General features: G+C 65.9%; 16 protein-coding genes. 9 read left to right on the forward strand and 7 right to left on the reverse strand.

Annotated features, from left to right (window positions below; genetic code table 11):
- The first annotated feature begins 5 nt into the window (after positions 1–5).
- From cysW to QM712_RS21390, 5 genes are all read left to right on the forward strand, one after another.
- Entirely contained in the window at positions 6–917 is a 912-nt protein-coding gene (gene cysW / locus QM712_RS21370) for a sulfate ABC transporter permease subunit CysW (RefSeq protein WP_415025120.1), read from the forward strand.
- Complete coding sequence (locus QM712_RS21375; RefSeq protein WP_415025121.1) at positions 907–1,941, forward strand: sulfate/molybdate ABC transporter ATP-binding protein; 1,035 nt, start codon at positions 907–909, stop codon at positions 1,939–1,941. The genes cysW and QM712_RS21375 overlap by 11 nt, the downstream gene beginning before the upstream one ends.
- A 180-nt stretch (positions 1,942–2,121) precedes the next feature.
- Positions 2,122–2,625, forward strand: a complete 504-nt coding sequence (locus QM712_RS21380; RefSeq protein WP_415025122.1) for a CAP domain-containing protein — start codon at positions 2,122–2,124, stop codon at positions 2,623–2,625.
- A gap of 77 nt (positions 2,626–2,702) precedes the next feature.
- Positions 2,703–3,878, forward strand: a complete 1,176-nt coding sequence (locus tag QM712_RS21385; protein WP_415025123.1) for a DUF3734 domain-containing protein — start codon at positions 2,703–2,705, stop codon at positions 3,876–3,878.
- 1 nt (position 3,879) lies between these two features.
- Positions 3,880–4,668 carry a 3-hydroxybutyrate dehydrogenase gene (locus tag QM712_RS21390; protein ID WP_415025124.1) on the forward strand — a complete coding sequence of 263 codons (789 nt, stop codon included), beginning with the start codon at positions 3,880–3,882 and terminating at the stop codon, positions 4,666–4,668.
- Positions 4,669–4,830: 162 nt separating this feature from the next.
- Here the strand turns inward: QM712_RS21390 and QM712_RS21395 are convergent, their stop codons facing one another.
- The 3 genes from QM712_RS21395 to QM712_RS21405 form a co-directional block, all read right to left on the reverse strand.
- Positions 4,831–5,655 (reverse strand): sulfite exporter TauE/SafE family protein, encoded by an 825-nt coding sequence (locus QM712_RS21395; RefSeq protein WP_415025125.1) that lies wholly within the window; start codon positions 5,653–5,655, stop codon positions 4,831–4,833.
- A 194-nt stretch (positions 5,656–5,849) separates the two neighbouring features.
- The gene (locus QM712_RS21400; protein WP_415025126.1) at positions 5,850–7,217 is read right to left on the reverse strand and encodes an oligosaccharide flippase family protein; all 1,368 of its coding nucleotides are present in this window, start codon (positions 7,215–7,217) and stop codon (positions 5,850–5,852) included.
- A 194-nt stretch (positions 7,218–7,411) separates the two neighbouring features.
- The gene (locus QM712_RS21405; RefSeq protein ID WP_415025127.1) at positions 7,412–8,251 is read right to left on the reverse strand and encodes a protein-disulfide reductase DsbD domain-containing protein; all 840 of its coding nucleotides are present in this window, start codon (positions 8,249–8,251) and stop codon (positions 7,412–7,414) included.
- A gap of 142 nt (positions 8,252–8,393) precedes the next feature.
- On the opposite strand from QM712_RS21405, the gene QM712_RS21410 reads away from it, so the two are divergent.
- Complete coding sequence (locus QM712_RS21410; protein ID WP_415025128.1) at positions 8,394–9,038, forward strand: YqgE/AlgH family protein; 645 nt, start codon at positions 8,394–8,396, stop codon at positions 9,036–9,038.
- 231 nt (positions 9,039–9,269) lie between these two features.
- On the opposite strand, the gene QM712_RS21415 is transcribed toward QM712_RS21410, so the two are convergent.
- Positions 9,270–10,157, reverse strand: a complete 888-nt coding sequence (locus QM712_RS21415; protein ID WP_415025129.1) for a TauD/TfdA dioxygenase family protein — start codon at positions 10,155–10,157, stop codon at positions 9,270–9,272.
- 97 nt (positions 10,158–10,254) lie between these two features.
- Positions 10,255–11,034, reverse strand: coding sequence for an SDR family NAD(P)-dependent oxidoreductase (locus QM712_RS21420; protein ID WP_415025130.1), 780 nt, complete (start codon positions 11,032–11,034; stop codon positions 10,255–10,257).
- A 99-nt stretch (positions 11,035–11,133) separates the two neighbouring features.
- Between QM712_RS21420 and QM712_RS21425 the strand changes: the two genes are divergently transcribed.
- Both QM712_RS21425 and QM712_RS21430 read left to right on the forward strand, forming a co-directional pair.
- The gene (locus QM712_RS21425; RefSeq protein WP_415025131.1) at positions 11,134–11,871 is read left to right on the forward strand and encodes an SDR family NAD(P)-dependent oxidoreductase; all 738 of its coding nucleotides are present in this window, start codon (positions 11,134–11,136) and stop codon (positions 11,869–11,871) included.
- 60 nt (positions 11,872–11,931) lie between these two features.
- On the forward strand, positions 11,932–12,300 hold the full coding sequence (locus tag QM712_RS21430) for a CsbD family protein (protein WP_415025132.1): 369 nt from the start codon (positions 11,932–11,934) through the stop codon (positions 12,298–12,300).
- Positions 12,301–12,477: 177 nt separating this feature from the next.
- On the opposite strand, the gene QM712_RS21435 is transcribed toward QM712_RS21430, so the two are convergent.
- Positions 12,478–14,190 carry an SGNH family hydrolase gene (locus QM712_RS21435; protein WP_415025133.1) on the reverse strand — a complete coding sequence of 571 codons (1,713 nt, stop codon included), beginning with the start codon at positions 14,188–14,190 and terminating at the stop codon, positions 12,478–12,480.
- A gap of 170 nt (positions 14,191–14,360) precedes the next feature.
- Positions 14,361–15,722, reverse strand: coding sequence for a lytic murein transglycosylase (locus QM712_RS21440; protein WP_415025134.1), 1,362 nt, complete (start codon positions 15,720–15,722; stop codon positions 14,361–14,363).
- Between the two features lie 225 nt (positions 15,723–15,947).
- Between QM712_RS21440 and galU the strand changes: the two genes are divergently transcribed.
- Positions 15,948–16,823 (forward strand): UTP--glucose-1-phosphate uridylyltransferase GalU, encoded by an 876-nt coding sequence (gene galU, locus QM712_RS21445; RefSeq protein ID WP_415025135.1) that lies wholly within the window; start codon positions 15,948–15,950, stop codon positions 16,821–16,823.
- The last annotated feature ends 29 nt before the right edge of the window (positions 16,824–16,852 follow it).

The following is a 16,852-nucleotide window of genomic DNA, read 5'->3' on the forward strand; positions in this document are numbered from 1 at the left end:
ACGCGATGACGATGCAGATTGCAGATTCCGTCCCGCTGACGCCGTCCGAGGCGCGGGCGCGCGCCAAGGCCGCAGCCGTTCGCGACACCCTGCGTACCGAGCCGCGAGCGGTGCGGATCGTCATCATCTCGCTGGCGCTGCTGTTTCTCTCCGTCTTCGTCGTGCTGCCGCTGGTGCTGGTGTTCGCCGAAGCCTTCTCGAAGGGCGTCTTGGCCTACCTCGCGGCACTGTCCGAGCCGGAGGCGCTCGCCGCGATCCGGCTGACGCTGCTGGTGGCGGCGATCTCGGTCGGCCTCAATCTCGTCTTCGGCCTGGTCGCGGCCTGGGCCATCGCGAAGTTCGAGTTCAAGGGCAAGACCTTCCTGATCACGCTGATCGACCTGCCGTTCTCGGTGAGCCCGGTGATCTCGGGTCTCGTCTTCGTGCTGCTGTTCGGCGTGCAGGGCTATTTCGGCGGATGGCTGCGCGATCACGACATCCAGATCCTGTTCGCGGTGCCCGGCATCGCGCTCGCGACCACCTTCGTGACCTTCCCGTTCGTGGCACGCGCGCTGATCCCCCTGATGCAGGAGCAGGGCACGCAGGAGGAGGAGGCCGCGATCTCGCTCGGCGCCTCGGGCCTGCAGACCTTCTTCCGCGTCACGCTGCCCAACATCAAATGGGGCGTGCTCTACGGCGTCCTGCTCTGCAACGCGCGCGCGATGGGCGAGTTCGGCGCGGTGTCGGTCGTCTCCGGCCACATTCGCGGCGAGACCAACACCATGCCGCTGCTGGTCGAGATTCTCTACAACGAATACCAGTTCGTCGCCGCCTTCGCGATCGCCTCGCTGCTGGCGATGCTGGCGCTGATTACGCTGATCGCCAAGACCATTCTCGAACGTCACCTCGACGAAGGACAAGACGCCCGTGACCATTGAAGTCAGGAATCTCGTCAAGAAGTTCGGCAGCTTCAAAGCGCTCGACGGCGTCGACCTCCGGGTCGACAATGGCGAACTGCTGGCGCTGCTCGGACCGTCCGGCTCCGGCAAGACCACGCTGCTGCGGATCATCGCCGGGCTCGACTGGCCCGATTCCGGCGAAGTCTCCTTCAACGGCGAGGACGCGCTGGCGCAGGGCGCGCGCGAACGCCATGTCGGTTTCGTGTTCCAGCACTACGCCCTGTTCCGCCACATGACGGTGTTCGAGAACGTCGCCTTCGGCCTGCGCGTGCAGCCGCGCGCCATCCGCAAGGACGAGGCGAAGATCCGGGCGCGGGTTAAGGAGCTGCTCGATCTCGTGCAACTCGACTGGCTTGCCGACCGCTATCCGAGCCAACTCTCCGGCGGCCAGCGCCAGCGCATCGCGCTCGCCCGTGCACTGGCGATCGAACCGCGCATCCTGCTGCTCGACGAACCGTTCGGCGCGCTGGATGCGAAGGTGCGAAAGGAGCTGCGCAAATGGCTGCGCTCGCTGCATCACGAGATCAACGTCACCTCGATCTTCGTCACCCATGACCAGGAGGAGGCTCTGGAAGTCGCCAACCGCGTCGTGGTGATGGACAAGGGCAGGATCGAGCAGATCGGCTCGCCCGATGACGTCTATGAGACGCCCGCGACGGCATTCGTCCACGGTTTCATCGGCGAATCCATCGAACTGCCGGTCCAGGTCGAGGGCGGCGTCGTCAGGCTCGGCGACCGGCCGCTTCGCCTCGCGGCGGACGGGCTCGCGCCTGGCGCGTCAAAACTGTTCGTACGGCGACACGACATGCTGGTCGGTCCGCCCGGCAGCGGCGCCTTCGAAGGCGCGGTTCAGCACGTTCGCAATTTCGGCCCCGTGCAGCGGGCCGAGGTCGCGCTGTCCGGCGGTGAAACCATCGAGATTGACGCCCCCCGCGACAGGGAACTTCGGACCGGCGACACGATCGGCCTCGAGCCGCGCCGCTACCGGATCTTTGCCGGATAAAGCGCCTTCATTTCCGGGGCGCACATCGGCGCGAGCCCGGATTTGCGAGATGATTCAGTGAGATTCCGGGAGCGATCCCTGGCATCGCCGTGAAACGACTTTCGCCGATTTTCCTCGAAATTCACCTTTCAGCCACGGTTGGTATGCAACAACGGCCCCTCATTTTGGGGGCTCCGATTCATGCGCGCAGCGGCCGCGATACTCATCACTTTGCTGTTGGCGGGCTGCGCGGGCAATGAGGCGCCCGTCCAGCAGCCGTCCATGTATGCCGACATGGCCGTCCCGGGCTCCAAGCTCGATGCACAGGCGGCCGCGGTGATGATCTCGCAATATCGCCAGAACAACGGGCTCGGCACCGTCGTCATCGATCCCGATCTGATGCGGCTCGCCGAATCCCAGTCCAACGCTATGGCGGCCGCCAACAAGATGGATCACGACGTCCGCGCGCCCCTCGCCAAGCGCCTCAGCGCCGGCGGCTATCCGGCCACGGTGGCGGTCGAGAACATCTCCGCCGGCTATCATACTCTGGCGGAAGCGTTTTCCGGCTGGCGCGACTCGCCTCCGCACCGGGCCAACATGCTCAAGAGCGGTGTCACAAAATTGGGCATAGCGGCGAGCTATGCTCCGGGCACCAAGTACAAGGTGTTCTGGACCATGATTCTGGCCTCGACCGACCCTCGATAAGCCAGTCTTGATCCCGGGATGCATTGACGCCGCGGCGAAGTGTCGCCACGGTGGCTCGCCATTGCTATTGTTCCCGCATGTCTGATCACAGCCCGGAAGCCGCAAGTGTCCCCGCGAAGGCGCAACGTGTCCTGGTTTTGCAGGGCGGCGGTGCGCTCGGTTCCTATCAGGCCGGCGCCTATCAGGCGCTGTGCGGTTACGGCTTCGAGCCGGAATGGGTGGCCGGCATCTCGATCGGCGCGGTCAACGCCGCCATCATCGCCGGCAACGAAGGCCTCACCCGCGTCAAGCGGCTGAAGGAATTCTGGGAGATGGTTTCCGCGCCGGTGCCGTGGAAGCCGGTCGGCAAGAGCGATCACAGTCGCGAACTCTTCAACTCCACGAGTGCCGCACTGATCGCGACCTTCGGCGTGCCCGGCTTCTTCACGCCGCGCATTCCGCCCGCGCCGCTCTGGCCTCCCGGCAGCAAGCAGGCCGAGAGCTATTACGACACCGCGCCGCTGAAGAAGACGCTGGAGCGGCTGGTCGATTTCGACCGGATCAACGATCTGAAGACGCGCCTGTCGGTCGGGGCGGTCGGCGTCACTTCGGGCAATTTCAGGTATTTCGACAATTACGAGTTCAAGAAGCTCGGCAAGAAGATCGGCCCCGAGCACATCATGGCCTCCGGCGCGCTGCCGCCGGGCTTTCCGTCCGTGGCGATCGACGGCGAGCATTATTGGGACGGCGGCATCGCCTCCAACACCCCGCTCGACTACGTGCTCGATGCCGAACTCGATCGCGACATGCTGATCTTCCAGGTCGACCTGTTCAGCGCGCGCGGCGACCTGCCGACGTCGCTGCTGGAGGCCGCCGAGCGCGAGAAGGACATCCGCTACTCCAGCCGGACGCGGATGAACACCGACAAGAACAGGCAGTTGCACAATGCCCGCAGGGCGGTGCGCGACCTCATCAGCAAATTGCCCGACTACCTCAAGAACGATCCCTCGGTCGAATACCTGTCCAAGGCCGCGCGCGAGAGCACGGTGACCGTGGTGCATCTGATCTACCGCAGCAAGAACTACGAATCCTCGTCCAAGGACTACGATTTCTCGCATGTCGCCATGGTCGAGCATTGGGAAGCCGGCGTGCGCGACGTGCATCTGTCGATGCGCCACAAGGATTGGCTCGAGCGGCCGCAGTCCGGCGAGACCATGGTGACTTACGATCTCACGGGGGACGTCACCGAGCCCCCGCCAAAAAGGAGCGAATAACATGGGTAGTCTCTCAGGCAAGAGTGCCGTCGTGACCGGATCGACCAGCGGCATCGGGCTCGCTTATGCGCGCGCCTTCGCCGGCGCCGGTGCCAACGTCGTCATCAACGGCTTCGGCTCGCCGGAGGACATCGAGAAGGAGCGGGCCAAGATCGAGTCCGACTTCAAGGTGAAGGCGATCTATTCGCCCGCAGACATGACCAAGCCCGCCGAGATCGCCGAGATGGTCGCGCTCGGAGAGAAGACTTTCGGTTCGGTCGACGTCCTCGTCAACAATGCCGGCATCCAGTTCGTGTCCCCGATCGAGGAATTCCCGATCGAGAAGTGGGACCAGATCATCGCGATCAACCTGTCCTCCGCCTTCCACGGCATCCGGGCCGTGGTGCCCGGCATGAAGAAGCGCGGCTGGGGTCGCATCATCAACACGGCGTCGGCGCACTCGCTGGTGGCCTCGCCGTTCAAGTCGGCCTACGTCTCGGCCAAGCACGGCATCGCGGGCCTGACCAAGACCGTCGCGCTCGAAGTCGCGACCCACAAGATCACCTGCAACTGCATCAGCCCCGGCTATGTCTGGACGCCGCTGGTTGAAAAGCAGATCCCCGACACGATGAAGGCGCGCAACCTGACGCGCGAGCAGGTCATCAACGACGTGCTGCTCGACGCGCAGCCGACCAAGGAGTTCGTCACCTCCGAGCAGGTCGCCGCGCTGGCGCTGTTCCTGTGCGGCGACGATGCCGCGCAGATCACCGGCACCAACCTCTCGATCGACGGCGGCTGGACCGCCGAGTAAGGGCCCGATGCCGCAGGGTGGGCAACGGCGCGTCGGCGCCGTGCCCACCATCATGGTGCGATCGAGGAGACTTGGGTGGGCACGCTCCGCTGCGCCCACCCTCCGTTCCGGGTCGCCCGGCAAGCCGGACGACGGCGGTACGGGTGACGCGCCGCTTCCCGCTCAATGGCTCCAGGCCAGCGCCGTGACGATCGCGGACGACAGGTTCAATTCCGTGAACATGATCCTGCCGGCGACCACGACGAGGACGCTGGCGAGCGCCAGGCGCAGCACCGTTTCGGGCACGCGCGTCGCGCTGTAGCTGCCGATGACGATGCCGGGCAGCGATCCCATCAGCAGAACGCCCATCAGGCCCCAATCGACCGAGCCGAGCATCCAGTGCCCGGTTCCGGCCACCAGCGTCAGCGGCACTGCATGCGCGATGTCGGAACCGACGATGGTCGCCATCGGCAGGCGAGGGTAGAGCAGCAGCAGCACGGTTACGCCGACCGCGCCGGCGCCGACCGACGAGATCGACACCAGCACGCCGAGCACGATGCCGGTCACGACGGTCGCGATCGCGGTGCTGCGGTCGTCGATCTGCTCCAGGCGCCGGCGATAGCGCTCCATGATCGACCTGCGGAAGATCAGCGAGATGGCCGTCAGCATCAGCGCGAAGCACAGCACGAGGTTGACGAGGTTGCGCTCGGCATCGCTCCTGAGGTCGAGCTTCCACAGCACGAGAAGCGTCAATGCACTTGCCGGAATGCTGCCGCAGGCGAGCCGCAGCACCGCCGGCCAGTGCACGCTGCGCGACCAGCCATGCACCACGCTGCCGCCGGTCTTGGTGGCCGCGGCATAGAGCAGGTCGGTGCCGACGGCGGTCGTCGGGTGGATGCCGAACAGCAGGATCAGCAGCGGCGTCATCAGCGAGCCGCCGCCGACGCCGGTCATCCCGACCAGCAGGCCGACGCCGAAACCGGAGGCAACGTAGAGCGGGTCGATCATGGTCGGCGAATGTTAGGTTCATCTCGTCGAAGGAGCAATACGACGTGGAATAAACTTTCGCCGACGTGCAATTGCACAAAGAGAATAGGAAAAATTGTACTGCCTGGCCGACACGGTCAGGTCTCGTCACTCATTCTCTGGTGCTTTGTAAAAGCCATTCCCGATGAGCGGCGAAGCCGGGCAGGCGGCAGTGCTTATTTTCCAAACGCCAGCACGTGCAGCCCCAGCCGCTGCCGCACGATCCAGAACAGCAGCACAGTCTCGAAGGTGAGCGAGATCGAGGTTGCCGCGGCGGCGCCGTGTCCGCCGAAGCGCGGCACCAGCGCGATGCAGAGCACGACATTCATCGCGAAGGCCAGCGCATAGGCGAGAGCGCAGATCTTCTGCTGGCCCAGCATGTTGAGCAGGCGCTCGACCGGCCCGATCGCGGCGCGCACCACGAGCCCGATCGCGGCGACGAACATGATGTCGTAGCCAATCACGAATTGCGGTCCGAACAGCCACAGCAGCGGCTTGCCGAGCGCGAGCAGCACGACGGTCGCCGCCAGCGACGGCCAGAACGTCCAGTTGATCGCATGCGCGACATAGGCCGACAGCCGCGCCTTGTCGCCGAGCGCGTTGTACTCGGCGAAGCGATGCGCGGTCGTGGCCGACATCGCGTAGTGGATGAAGGACACCAGCGCGAGCGTCTTCACCACGGCAAAGTAGACGCCGACCTCCTCCGAGGGGCGGAATTGCTGGAGCACCAGAACGTCGGTGTAGGAGAGCAGCAGGTAGAAGCTCTCGACCAGCAGGATCGGCAGCGAGACGGCGAGCCAGCCGCCGACATCGTAGGCCGCGGGGCCCGGCTCGATATGGCCGGCGAGCTTGCGGTTCAGCACCACCATCTGTCCCGTCATCGCGATCCAGACCGCGGCTGCGCTCGCGGCCATCGCTGCGACGGCGCCGAGGTGATAGCCGAGCAGGAAGGCGCAGGCGGTGATGCCGATGATCAGCCCCTGGCGGATGATGAATTGCGGCATCAGGCCGAGCTGCATCCAGTCATGCGAGCGCGCGATCCCGTCCTGGGTGTTGGCGACCACGAAGGCGGGCAGCGTCATGCAACCGATATAGAGCGGCAGTTCCTCGGCCGGATCGATCCACGGCGAAAGCAGCCTGACGACGCCGGCGAGCGCGAGCGACACCAGCGTGGAGGCGGCAAATGTCAGCCAGCGGCTACCGGACAGGAAGCCGCGCAGCAGCGCGTGCTCGCCGCTGGCGCGGTATTCCGGAATGATCTTCTGCGCGGAGGCGGAGATGCCGAAATCCATCATGCTGCCGAGCAGCAGCACCCAGGTCCAGACATAGACATAGACGCCGTAATCGGACGTCCCCATCCAGCGCGCCAGCAGGACCTGCGAGACATAAGCGAGGCCTGCGCTGATGACGCGGATGATGAAGATCGTGCCCGCAAGCCGCCGCGTCAGCGACGCTTCGCTCGATCCGCCTGCGAGTTTGCCGCGCAGCCGCGCGATCAGCCCGGCCGGTCCGGTCGTTGCGGGTTCTGCATCCATCACGGCCAATTCGAAGGTCCCCGGGGGCAATCCCGCATGCTGCGGCGGCCTCGGGCTTAGCAACCATTCGTTAAGATTCGGTTGGGTGGCGTCGTGCGCCGACGCCGTCGTTCCCGCGAACGCAGGGACTTATGACGGGTTCCGGGGCGCGTGCTGTGTCGTGTTTTCGGATCGGCAGCGGAATGGAAGGCGCCGGCTCCGGCTCATTCCAGGTTCGTGTTGAACTCGTACGACTTCTCCGGCCCGACCAGCGTGAACTTCAGCGCCGCGCCGTCGGGCTTGGTATTCGGCGGCAGCCCGTCGAGGTCGAAGGAGAAGCGCTTCACGCCCGGCGGGCTGTGTTCGACCGGCGCGGGAATCGGCAGCGACCAGTCCGGCGTCGGGCCTTCCACGAACAGATTGACGTTGCGGCCATCCGGCACGGCGACGTCGACCACCACCTTGCCGGCGCCGTCGCGCTTGACGTCGCGAATGGTCAGGGGATTGGGATCGCCGACATTGGCGGGCTTCGGCACGGTGTCGAGCGCCGCGAACAGATTGCCGTCCTCGGTCGAGGCGACGCTGTTGAAGCCGAGCTCGGTGTTGGCCTCGACAGGGATGCAGAGCTTCTCGCACACGGCGTAGTTGATTTCGGCGCGCAGCGTCACGGGCTTGTCGGCGGCCTTGGCGACGATGCGCAGCGGCAGCACGATCTGGTCGTGGTAGCCGATCGAGTGGCCGCCAGCGCCGTCGTCGAATTTCAGCGGAGCGGGCCACATCACCGTCACCGCTTCGACATTGTCCGATTTGGAGAAGTCGAACCGCGGCGGAACGCCGGAATCACCCGGCGTGCGCCAATAGGTCTTCCATCCGGGCTGGAGCTGGAAGGCGATGCCGCCGAGCAGCACCGCGCCGCTGCGCGACCCCGCGAGCAGCCGCACGGCGGAATGCCCATCGCGCTGCCACGGCGACGCATCGTCGGCACGGACCGTCGTCGCCAGCGACGACGCAAACAGGGTTGTCGCGACGGCAATCGCCGTTTGCAGGGGAACTCTGGTGAACATGGCACGTCTTTACAGGGTCGGTCTGGTGCAAACCATTGAATTGCTTGTGATGGATGCACCGGAATTCCGGCGGCGCAAGCCTTGATTTGACAGCCGCCGGGCCCGACATCAGGATAGGAATTGAAACCGGAGTGCTTCACCAATGGCTCCCGCAGGCAAGAGGACTGGCGACAGCACGCGGCGTGCAGGCTCAGTGCCGCCAAACTCGGCCGGCTATCTCGACGGCCGGCTCCTGATCGCCATGCCCGTGATGGGGGATTCCCGTTTCGAGCGCTCGGTGATCTATCTCTGCGCCCATTCGGCGGAGGGGGCGATGGGCATCATCGTCAACCATCCGGCCGGAAGCATCGATTTTCCCGAGCTGTTGCAGCAGCTCGGCATCGTCAAGAAGGGCGAGCACATCAAGCTGCCGGAGAATGCCGAAAGCATGAAGGTGCTGCGCGGCGGGCCGGTCGATACCGGGCGAGGCTTCGTGCTGCATTCCAGCGACTTCTACATCGAGAATGCGACGCTGCGGATCGACGCCGGCGTCTGCCTCACCGCGACCGTGGACATCCTGCGCGCGATCGCCAACGGCTCCGGCCCCAAGCATGCCATCCTCGCGCTCGGCTATGCCGGTTGGGCGCCGGGCCAGCTCGAGACCGAGATCCAGAGCAACGGCTGGCTCCATTGCGACGCCGACGCGGATCTGATCTTCGGGGACGACGTCGACGACAAATATTCGCGGGCGCTGCGCAAGATCGGCATCGATCCCGGCATGCTGTCGAACGAAGCCGGGCACGCCTAGCTTGCACATGCCTCAGCGGGGCGTGGCAACGCTCTCGCACCGTCATTGCGAGTTCTCAGCCGTCACTGCGAGGAGCAAAGCGACGACGTAGCCCGGCCTTCGTCACGGCGGCAGTCTGGATTGCTTCGTTTCGCTCGCAATGACGGCATTTGTCGAGGCGGTCGCGCTTCGACGTCGTCTTGTCGCATCGGTCCGTTTCGCCCTTTTTGCCTGGGCCAGCAGCGGTGACCCTTACTCCGCCGCCTGCTGTTGCACCGTCGGCTCGGTGCCCGCGACCGTGGCGCGGCGCATGTCGCGCGGCTGCGACTGATCGTAGCGGCGGACCCGGTGCATGGTCTGGCGGTTGTCCCACATCACGAGGTCATGCAGCTTCCATTTGTGGACATAGACGAACTCGGGCTGCGTCGCGTGCTCGTTGAGGTCGCGCAGCAGAAGCCGGCCCTCCGGAACGCTCATGCCTACGACCTTGCCTGCATGCGACGAGAGATACAGCGATCTGCGGCGATGAACCGGGTGGGTCCGCACCAGCCGCTGCAGCACGGGCTTGAACATCTGCTTCTCTTCGTCGCTGTATTCGGTGAAGCCGAGCGAGCCGCGCGAATACATCAGCGAGTGTTCGCAGACGAGATCGTCGATCTCGACCCTGGTCTCGTCGTTGAGCGCGTCATAGGCAGCACGCATGTCGGCGAATTCGGTGTTGCCGCCCTTGGGGTTCACGACGCGCGCCGACAGCAGCGAGAATTTCGCCGGAATCGGGCGGAACGAGCTGTCGGAATGCCACAGGCAGTTGCCGAGGTTGAACAGATGCGTGCGGCTGTCCTTGGCGAGCGGCTTGCCGTCCTTGTCGAGATTGCTGACGTCGTTCAGGCCGGACTGGAGCCGATAGTCGTTGGCTTTCGTGACGGTGCCGCCGCGTGCGTCCTCGCGCTGGCCGAAATTCAGCGCGAAAGCCATCTGCTGGTCGTCGCTGATGTCCTGGCCGTGGAAGACGAGCACGGCATATTTGTCCATCGCGGATTCGATCTCGCGGGCTTCGTCCGGAGTCAGGGGCTTTCGCAGGTCGAGGCCGGAAACCTCGCCGACAAAGTGCTTCTGAAGCTGCCGGATGGCGATCGTCATGGTGTTCCTCCCGCGGATCGCGAGCGGTTGGTCCCGCCCTGCTGCTGAAAAAGCTACTCCCGCATCCGGCGTTGTCAACGCTTGCCGCGCATGGCTCTTACGCGTTGCGGGCCATCAGGCCGCCGTCGACCGGAATCACGGCACCGGTGAGGAAGGAAGCTGCCGGCAGGCAGAGGCTCAGCGTCATGTGCGCGACTTCCTCGGGATCGCCGTAGCGGCCGAGCGCGGTGCGGCGCTTGGCGTAGATCGTCTTGTGCTCCTCCGAGATCCGATCGGTGATCGCGGTGCGGATCGGGCCGGGGCAGATGCAATTGACGGTGATGCCTTCGCGGCCGAGCTCCACGGCAAGCGAGCGCGTCAGGCTCGCGACGCCGCCTTTCGCCGCGGAATACGGGCTGTGCAAGGCAGTGGCGCCGAGCGCCTCGGTCGAGGCGATGTTGACGATGCGCGGGCTCTTCGACTTGCGCAGATGCGGCAGCGCGGCGCGGATGATGCGTGGATGCGCGGTCAGCATCACGGCAATGCCCTTGGCCCAGCCGTCTTCGTACGACTCGTCGTCGATCGCGACACGCACCGAGATGCCGGCATTGTTGACGACGACGTCGAGCCCGCCGAAATGCGCCGCGACATCGCCGACCACGCGCTTGATCTCGCCGCCATCGGCGACGTCGAGCTTCCAGGCCTTCGCCGAACCGCCGCTCGCCGCGATGTCCTTTGCCACCGCCAGCGCGCCCTGTTCGTCGTAATCGGTGACGGCAACGTGCGCGCCTTCAGTGGCGAACACCCGCGCGGTCGCGCGTCCCATGCCGCTGGCCGCGCCGGTGACGAGAACGGTCAGGCCCTTCACGGACCGGCTGAGCTGCTTGAATTCGGACATGCTGTTTCCTCGCGCGATGCTTGCTTCTTGTTATGAGATCGACAAGGCTGGCATCGATCCGCAGACAGGTCAAACAAACAAGATCAAGGGGAGGCCGCGATGGCGAACGAGCTCGATTTCACAGGCAAGCAGGTGCTGGTCGTCGGCGGCTCCAGCGGTATCGGCAACGGCATCGCGCAGACATTTCGCGCCAAGGGCGCGCACGTCGCGGTTTGCGGCACGCGGGCCCAGCCGGCGGATTATTCGCCGCAAGAAGGCTCCGATCTCGCGGGCCTTTCCTATGCGCAACTCGACGTCGGCAGTGCCGGTGCGGTCGAAGCGTTCAAGCCGTCGTTCGAGCGGCTCGACATTCTGGTGCTGGCGCAGGGGGCCGTGCTGTACCGTCGCGGCGAGTTCGAGATGGCGGGTTTCCGCAAGGTGGTCGAGGTCAACCTGATGAGCTTGATGGCCTGCGCGACGCGATTTCATTCCATGTTGCGGGATTCAAAGGGCTCCCTGATCATCGTCTCCTCGACCGCGGCCTATCATTCGACGATGGGCAATCCGGCCTACAACGCATCGAAGACCGGCGCGATGGGATTGACGCGGACGCTGGGCGAGGCCTGGGCCGAGGACGGCATCCGCGTCAACGGCATCGCGCCCGGCCTCGTTGACACCAAGATGACGAAGGTGACGACCGACAATCCGAAGCGGCTCGAGGGCGCGCTCGCGCGCATTCCGCTGCGGCGATTGGGCACGCCGGCCGACATGGCCGGGGCGGCCCTTTTCCTCGCATCCCCGCTGTCGTCCTACATCGTCGGCCAGACGCTGGTTGTCGACGGCGGACTCATTCTCTAGCGCGATGGAACTGCGGTGCTCCTGATCGGTTACTTGGGCAGACCCCCGAGGAGGAGCATCATGGACAAGGATCGGATTGTCGGAACGGCCAAGGAATTCGCTGGACGCGCGGAAGGCGCCGTTGGTGACCTGGCGGGCGACGCGCAGACGCAGGCATCGGGCCGCGCGCGCGAAGCCGCAGGCACCGTGCAGAATCTCTACGGGCAGGCCAAGGACGCCGCACGCGACGCCGGCGAAGCCGCGGCCGGCTATGCCAAGGACGCCTATGCGAACAGCGGCGAGACCCTGCGTGACGGATCGCAGGCGATCTCGCGCAAGGTGCAGGACAATCCGCTCGGCGCACTCTTGATCGCCGGCGGCATCGGCTTCGCGCTCGCTCTGCTGATGTCACGCCCGGTACGCCGTCCGCCGTCACGCTGGCGCTACTAAGGCCAGTCGCTCGGCCACGATCTCCAAGGGCCCCGGACGCAATGCGGCGTGCAGCGCCGCTTTGCTGAGCCGGGGCTTTTTCTCGTCTTGGGAATGCCGCAGATCCCTGATCCCGGCTCTGCGCAGCAGCGTCACAGGATGTAACGCGTCGCGCATACGGGATCTCAGCTCAGCAGTTTATCGGATCACTTCCGCCGATCGGCCGACATTGCCGGGCGGTCGCGGAATCGCGGGATTGGGGTTCGGGTTGCGCGGGCCGGGCTGCGGCGCCAGTTGGCGCGGCGGCGGAGACGGCGAACCGAAGCCGAAGAAATCGCGCAGCGAGGGCGTTGCCTGAGCCGGCTGTTGCGGCGGCGGGGCAGGGCGCTTCGGCGCCGGCGGCTTGGGCGGAGCAATGACCGCGGCGGCATTCGGCGTGCCCGATGCATTCGGGGTTGCAGCGCCGCCGTCGGGCGTCGTGGCGGCCATCGGGGTATCGCCCTTGGCCTGCTCGCGGCCGACCTCGCGGCGCGGCCAGGAATAATCGTCGGCACGGCCTGCGGGCGCCGTCAGCGGCTCGCCCTTCACCAGCGTCTTGGCGGCGAGCGCATCGACGGCGGCGGGACGCGAACCCGGTCCGCCCAGCAGTTGATCGGTCGAGATCGAAGCGGCTACCAGCGGCACGATCGGGCCTGCCAGCGGCCGCGGTGCCGGCTTGCCGGGCTCGGCGCTGGTGTCCGGTGTCGCCGGCTCGCTCGGCAGCGCGATCGGACCCGAGCGTCCTGCGAGCAGGCGGGTGATCTCGCGCTCGACATAGTGCGCGAGCTTGCGCGCACCGGGCTTGGTGAAATAGACGCCGTCATAGCTGCGGAGCTGGCGGATCTGGCCCTCGAAGTCCGGGCCCTTCTGCAGGAAGCGGCCGGCCTCGTCGACGAAGCCGTCCCAGACGTCGACATAGGTGATGCCGGCCTTGCCGGCGCCCTCGCGGTAGAGCGAGTCCAGGAACAGCATGTCCGCGGTGCCCTTCGGCCCGCGGATCGCGGGCAGGCCGACCCAGAGCACCGGCACGCCCTTGCTCTTGAGGACGTTGGTCAGCTCCTCGATCTTCTTGCTGTAGAGATCGACCCAGCGGTCATCGCGGAATTCGTAGAGTCCGTTCGGCGAGCGCGCCGCCTTCTCCGGCGCCGGGGTCGCAGGTGTGTCGGCGTTTTCGGCATCGTCCTGCGGCAGTTCGCTGTCGGCCGGCTTGTCGTCCGGCTTGGCGGCGGCGTCGGTGCCGTTGGGCTTGGCGTCGCCGGGTTTTGCCGGCGGCTTGGCGCGCGCGCCCTTGTCGTTCTTCTTGTCCGTGGCCTTGTCCGACTTGTCGGCCGCAGGCTCGCGGATCGAGCTACGGTCGTTGAGGCCGAGCATGACCACGATGACGTCGGGCTTTTCGGTCTCCAGAATACCCCTCGCCGCCGCTGCCCAGTCGGAAGGCTCGCCGCGTGGCTGGTACTTGATCAGGCCGGACGTCGTCCTGTGCTTGCGGATCACGCCCATGTCGGGCTGCTCGGCGTAGGCATCTTCCAGGCCGTAGGCGAGCCAGTCCGCCATGCCGTCGCCGATCACCAGTACGTTCTTGTCGGCGACCGTGTCGCGCTTGGCCGGCGCGGGTGCGCGCGAGAAATCCTGGCGCGGGGCCTGCTGCGGTTGCTGCTGCTGGAACGGCGCGAAGAAGTCGCTGCCGAACCAGCCGCCACCGCCGCGCGGCGCAGGCGCCGCTCGCTGCGGCGGGCCGCCGAAGCCGGGGAAGTTGAAGAATTGCGCAGAGGCCGGGCCCGCGATCGAGACCAGAAGCGCAAGCGCCGTCCCCAGCGCGATCAACGGGCCGGTCTCGGTCAACGCCTTGAACAGGGACTTTGGCTTCGACATGCGATTTCGGGCACGCGCAATGGTGATCGGAACAGGCTCAACATAATAACGGAATCGGGCCGCAAACGGGCAGATTCTGTTGCGGATTTCGGCTCCATACACCGGGGATCGGCAGTTCCCGTCAAGGTCGGCCGGCAAAATTCCCGTTCAGGGTTACTTTCGGCGCGATTTTACCGTCCGCGCAGCCGCTCCAGCACGTCGGAGGAGGCAAAGCCGTCCGCCGGCACCCCGATCGAGGCCTGGAAATTGCGCAGCGCTTCGCGGGTCTGGCCGCCGAACTGGCCGTCGGGCGTGCCCTTGTAGAAGCCGCGCTGGACCAGGATCTGCTGCAGTTCCAGCCGCTCGGTGCGCGACAATTCCCGTTCCTGCCGGGGCCAGGGCTGCACGAAGGGCTGGCCGCCGCGCAGGCGGTCGGCGAAATGGCCGATCGCCAGCGCATAGGCCTCGGCCGGGTTGTATTTCATGATGACCCGGTAGTTCTGCAGCATCAGGAAGCCGGGTCCCTGCGCGCCGGCGGGCGCCAGCAGATAGGCTTTCTCCGCCGTGCGCGGGAAGGGCTGGTTGGTCGGGCGCTTGATCCCGAGCTTCTCCCATTGCGCGATCGTCATCGCCTTGGCGCGATCGGCCAGCATGTAGTTGAAGCCCTGGGGCACCGCGACCTCATAGCCCCAGGTCTGGCCGGTCTGCCAGCCGTCCTTCTTCAGGTTGTTGGCGGTCGAGGCGATGAGGTCCATCGGATTGTCGACGACGTCGCGGCGGCCGTCGCCGTCCCCGTCCACGGCGAACCGCTTGAAGGCGGTCGGCATGAACTGCGTCGGCCCGAACGCGCCGGCCCACGAGCCGCGCATCTGCTCGGGGCGCAGATCGCCGCGGTTGAGGATTTCCAGCGCCGAGAGGAATTCGTCCTTGAAATAGGCCTGGCGGCGGCCGATGCAGGCGAGCGTCGCGGTCGACTGCAGCACGCTGCGGTCGCCCATCTGCGTCGAGTAATTCGACTCGATGCCCCAGATCGACGCGACGATGTAACGATCGACGCCATAGGCCTTCTCGGCGGCATCGAACTGCGCCTTGTATTTGGCGAGGATCTCGCGGCCCTTGGCGAGGCGGTTGTCGTTCACGAGGATGTCGAGATAGTCCCAGATCGACTTGGTGAACTCCGGCTGCGAATCCATCAGGTCCATGATGCGCAGGTCGGGCGCGAGGCCGGCGGTTAAGCGCTGGAAATTGTCCTGCGTCACGCCGCGCCGTGCGGCATCGGGCCACATCCCCGCGACGCAATTGTTGAAATTGCCGGCCGCCTCGCGGATCGCGGCCGCCGTCATCAGCGGATGGCCGGAGGCACCGTCCTCGCCGCTCCAGGGCTGGGCGCCGCCGGGACCGGGCGCCGGCTGCGAGGGGGCCGGGTCGGAGCCGGAGAAGATGCCGCCGAACAGGTTGGACAGGCCGTTCTGGGCTTGCGCGCGCGCCGGCGGCGGCAACAGGACGGCCGCCACCAGCGTCATGCCGGCCAGAGACCCCACCCATCTCGCCATCCCTGCCATCGATCGCATCATGTTCCACCTGTCCGGCCAAGAAACCGCCTTCAGGAGGCCTCGTGAGGGTTGCCAATATCTTAACAAAGGTGAAATTTTCTGGGCGGCCTTGTCATCAAATTGGAGGGGCGGGAGCCCTACATCCGCCTTTGTTACCGGCTGCAAAACGGCTAGCAAGATGCCATTGCTACTTTCACGCGCGCATCAGGGTCATCGATCAATCACATGAAAATCCGCAAAGCTGTATTCCCCGTCGCCGGCCTCGGCACCCGCGTCCTGCCCGCCACCAAGGCGATGCCGAAGGAAATGCTGACCATCGTCGACAAGCCGCTGATCCAGTACGTCTATGACGAGGCCAAGGAAGCCGGCATCGAGCACTTCGTCTTCGTCACCGGCCGCAACAAGGCCGTCATCGAGGACCATTTCGACCGGATGTTCGAGCTCGACAGCACGCTCGCCGCGCGCGGCAAGAAGGTCGAGCAGGAAGTGCTGGCGCAGAATCAGCCGGAAGCAGGTTCGGTGAGCTTCACCCGGCAGCAGGCGCCGCTCGGCCTCGGCCACGCCGTGTGGTGCGCCCGCGACATCGTGGGCAACGAGCCGTTCGCGGTCGTGCTGCCCGACGAGCTCGTCATGAACGCGCCGGGCTGCCTCAAGCAGATGATCGATGCGGCCAACAAGCTCGGCGAGAAGTCCAACCTGATCGCGGTCGAGCCGGTGCCGGATCATCTCACCCACCAATACGGCATCTGCGGCGTCGGCAAGCGCGACGGCAAGATGTTCGAGGTCGACGGCATGGTGGAGAAGCCGCCGCAGGGCACCGCGCCCTCCAACCTGTCGATCACCGGCCGCTACATCCTGCAGCCGGAAATCTTCGATATCCTCGAAACCCAGGAGCGCGGCGCCGGCGGCGAGATCCAGCTCACCGACGCCATGATCGGCCTCGCCCGGACGCAGAAATTCTACGGCGTCGAGTTCGAGGGCGAGCGCCACGACTGCGGCTCCAAGGCGGGCTTCCTGCGCGCCAACATCGCCTACGGGCTGAGGCGCCCCGAGCTGCGCGACGGGCTCATCTCGGAGATGAAGAAGTATCTGGCGCAGTAGCGCGCTAGGCTTCCGGTGTCGTCCCGGCG

This window comes from Bradyrhizobium sp. (assembly GCF_047605465.1).
Taxonomy (GTDB): domain Bacteria; phylum Pseudomonadota; class Alphaproteobacteria; order Rhizobiales; family Xanthobacteraceae; genus Bradyrhizobium.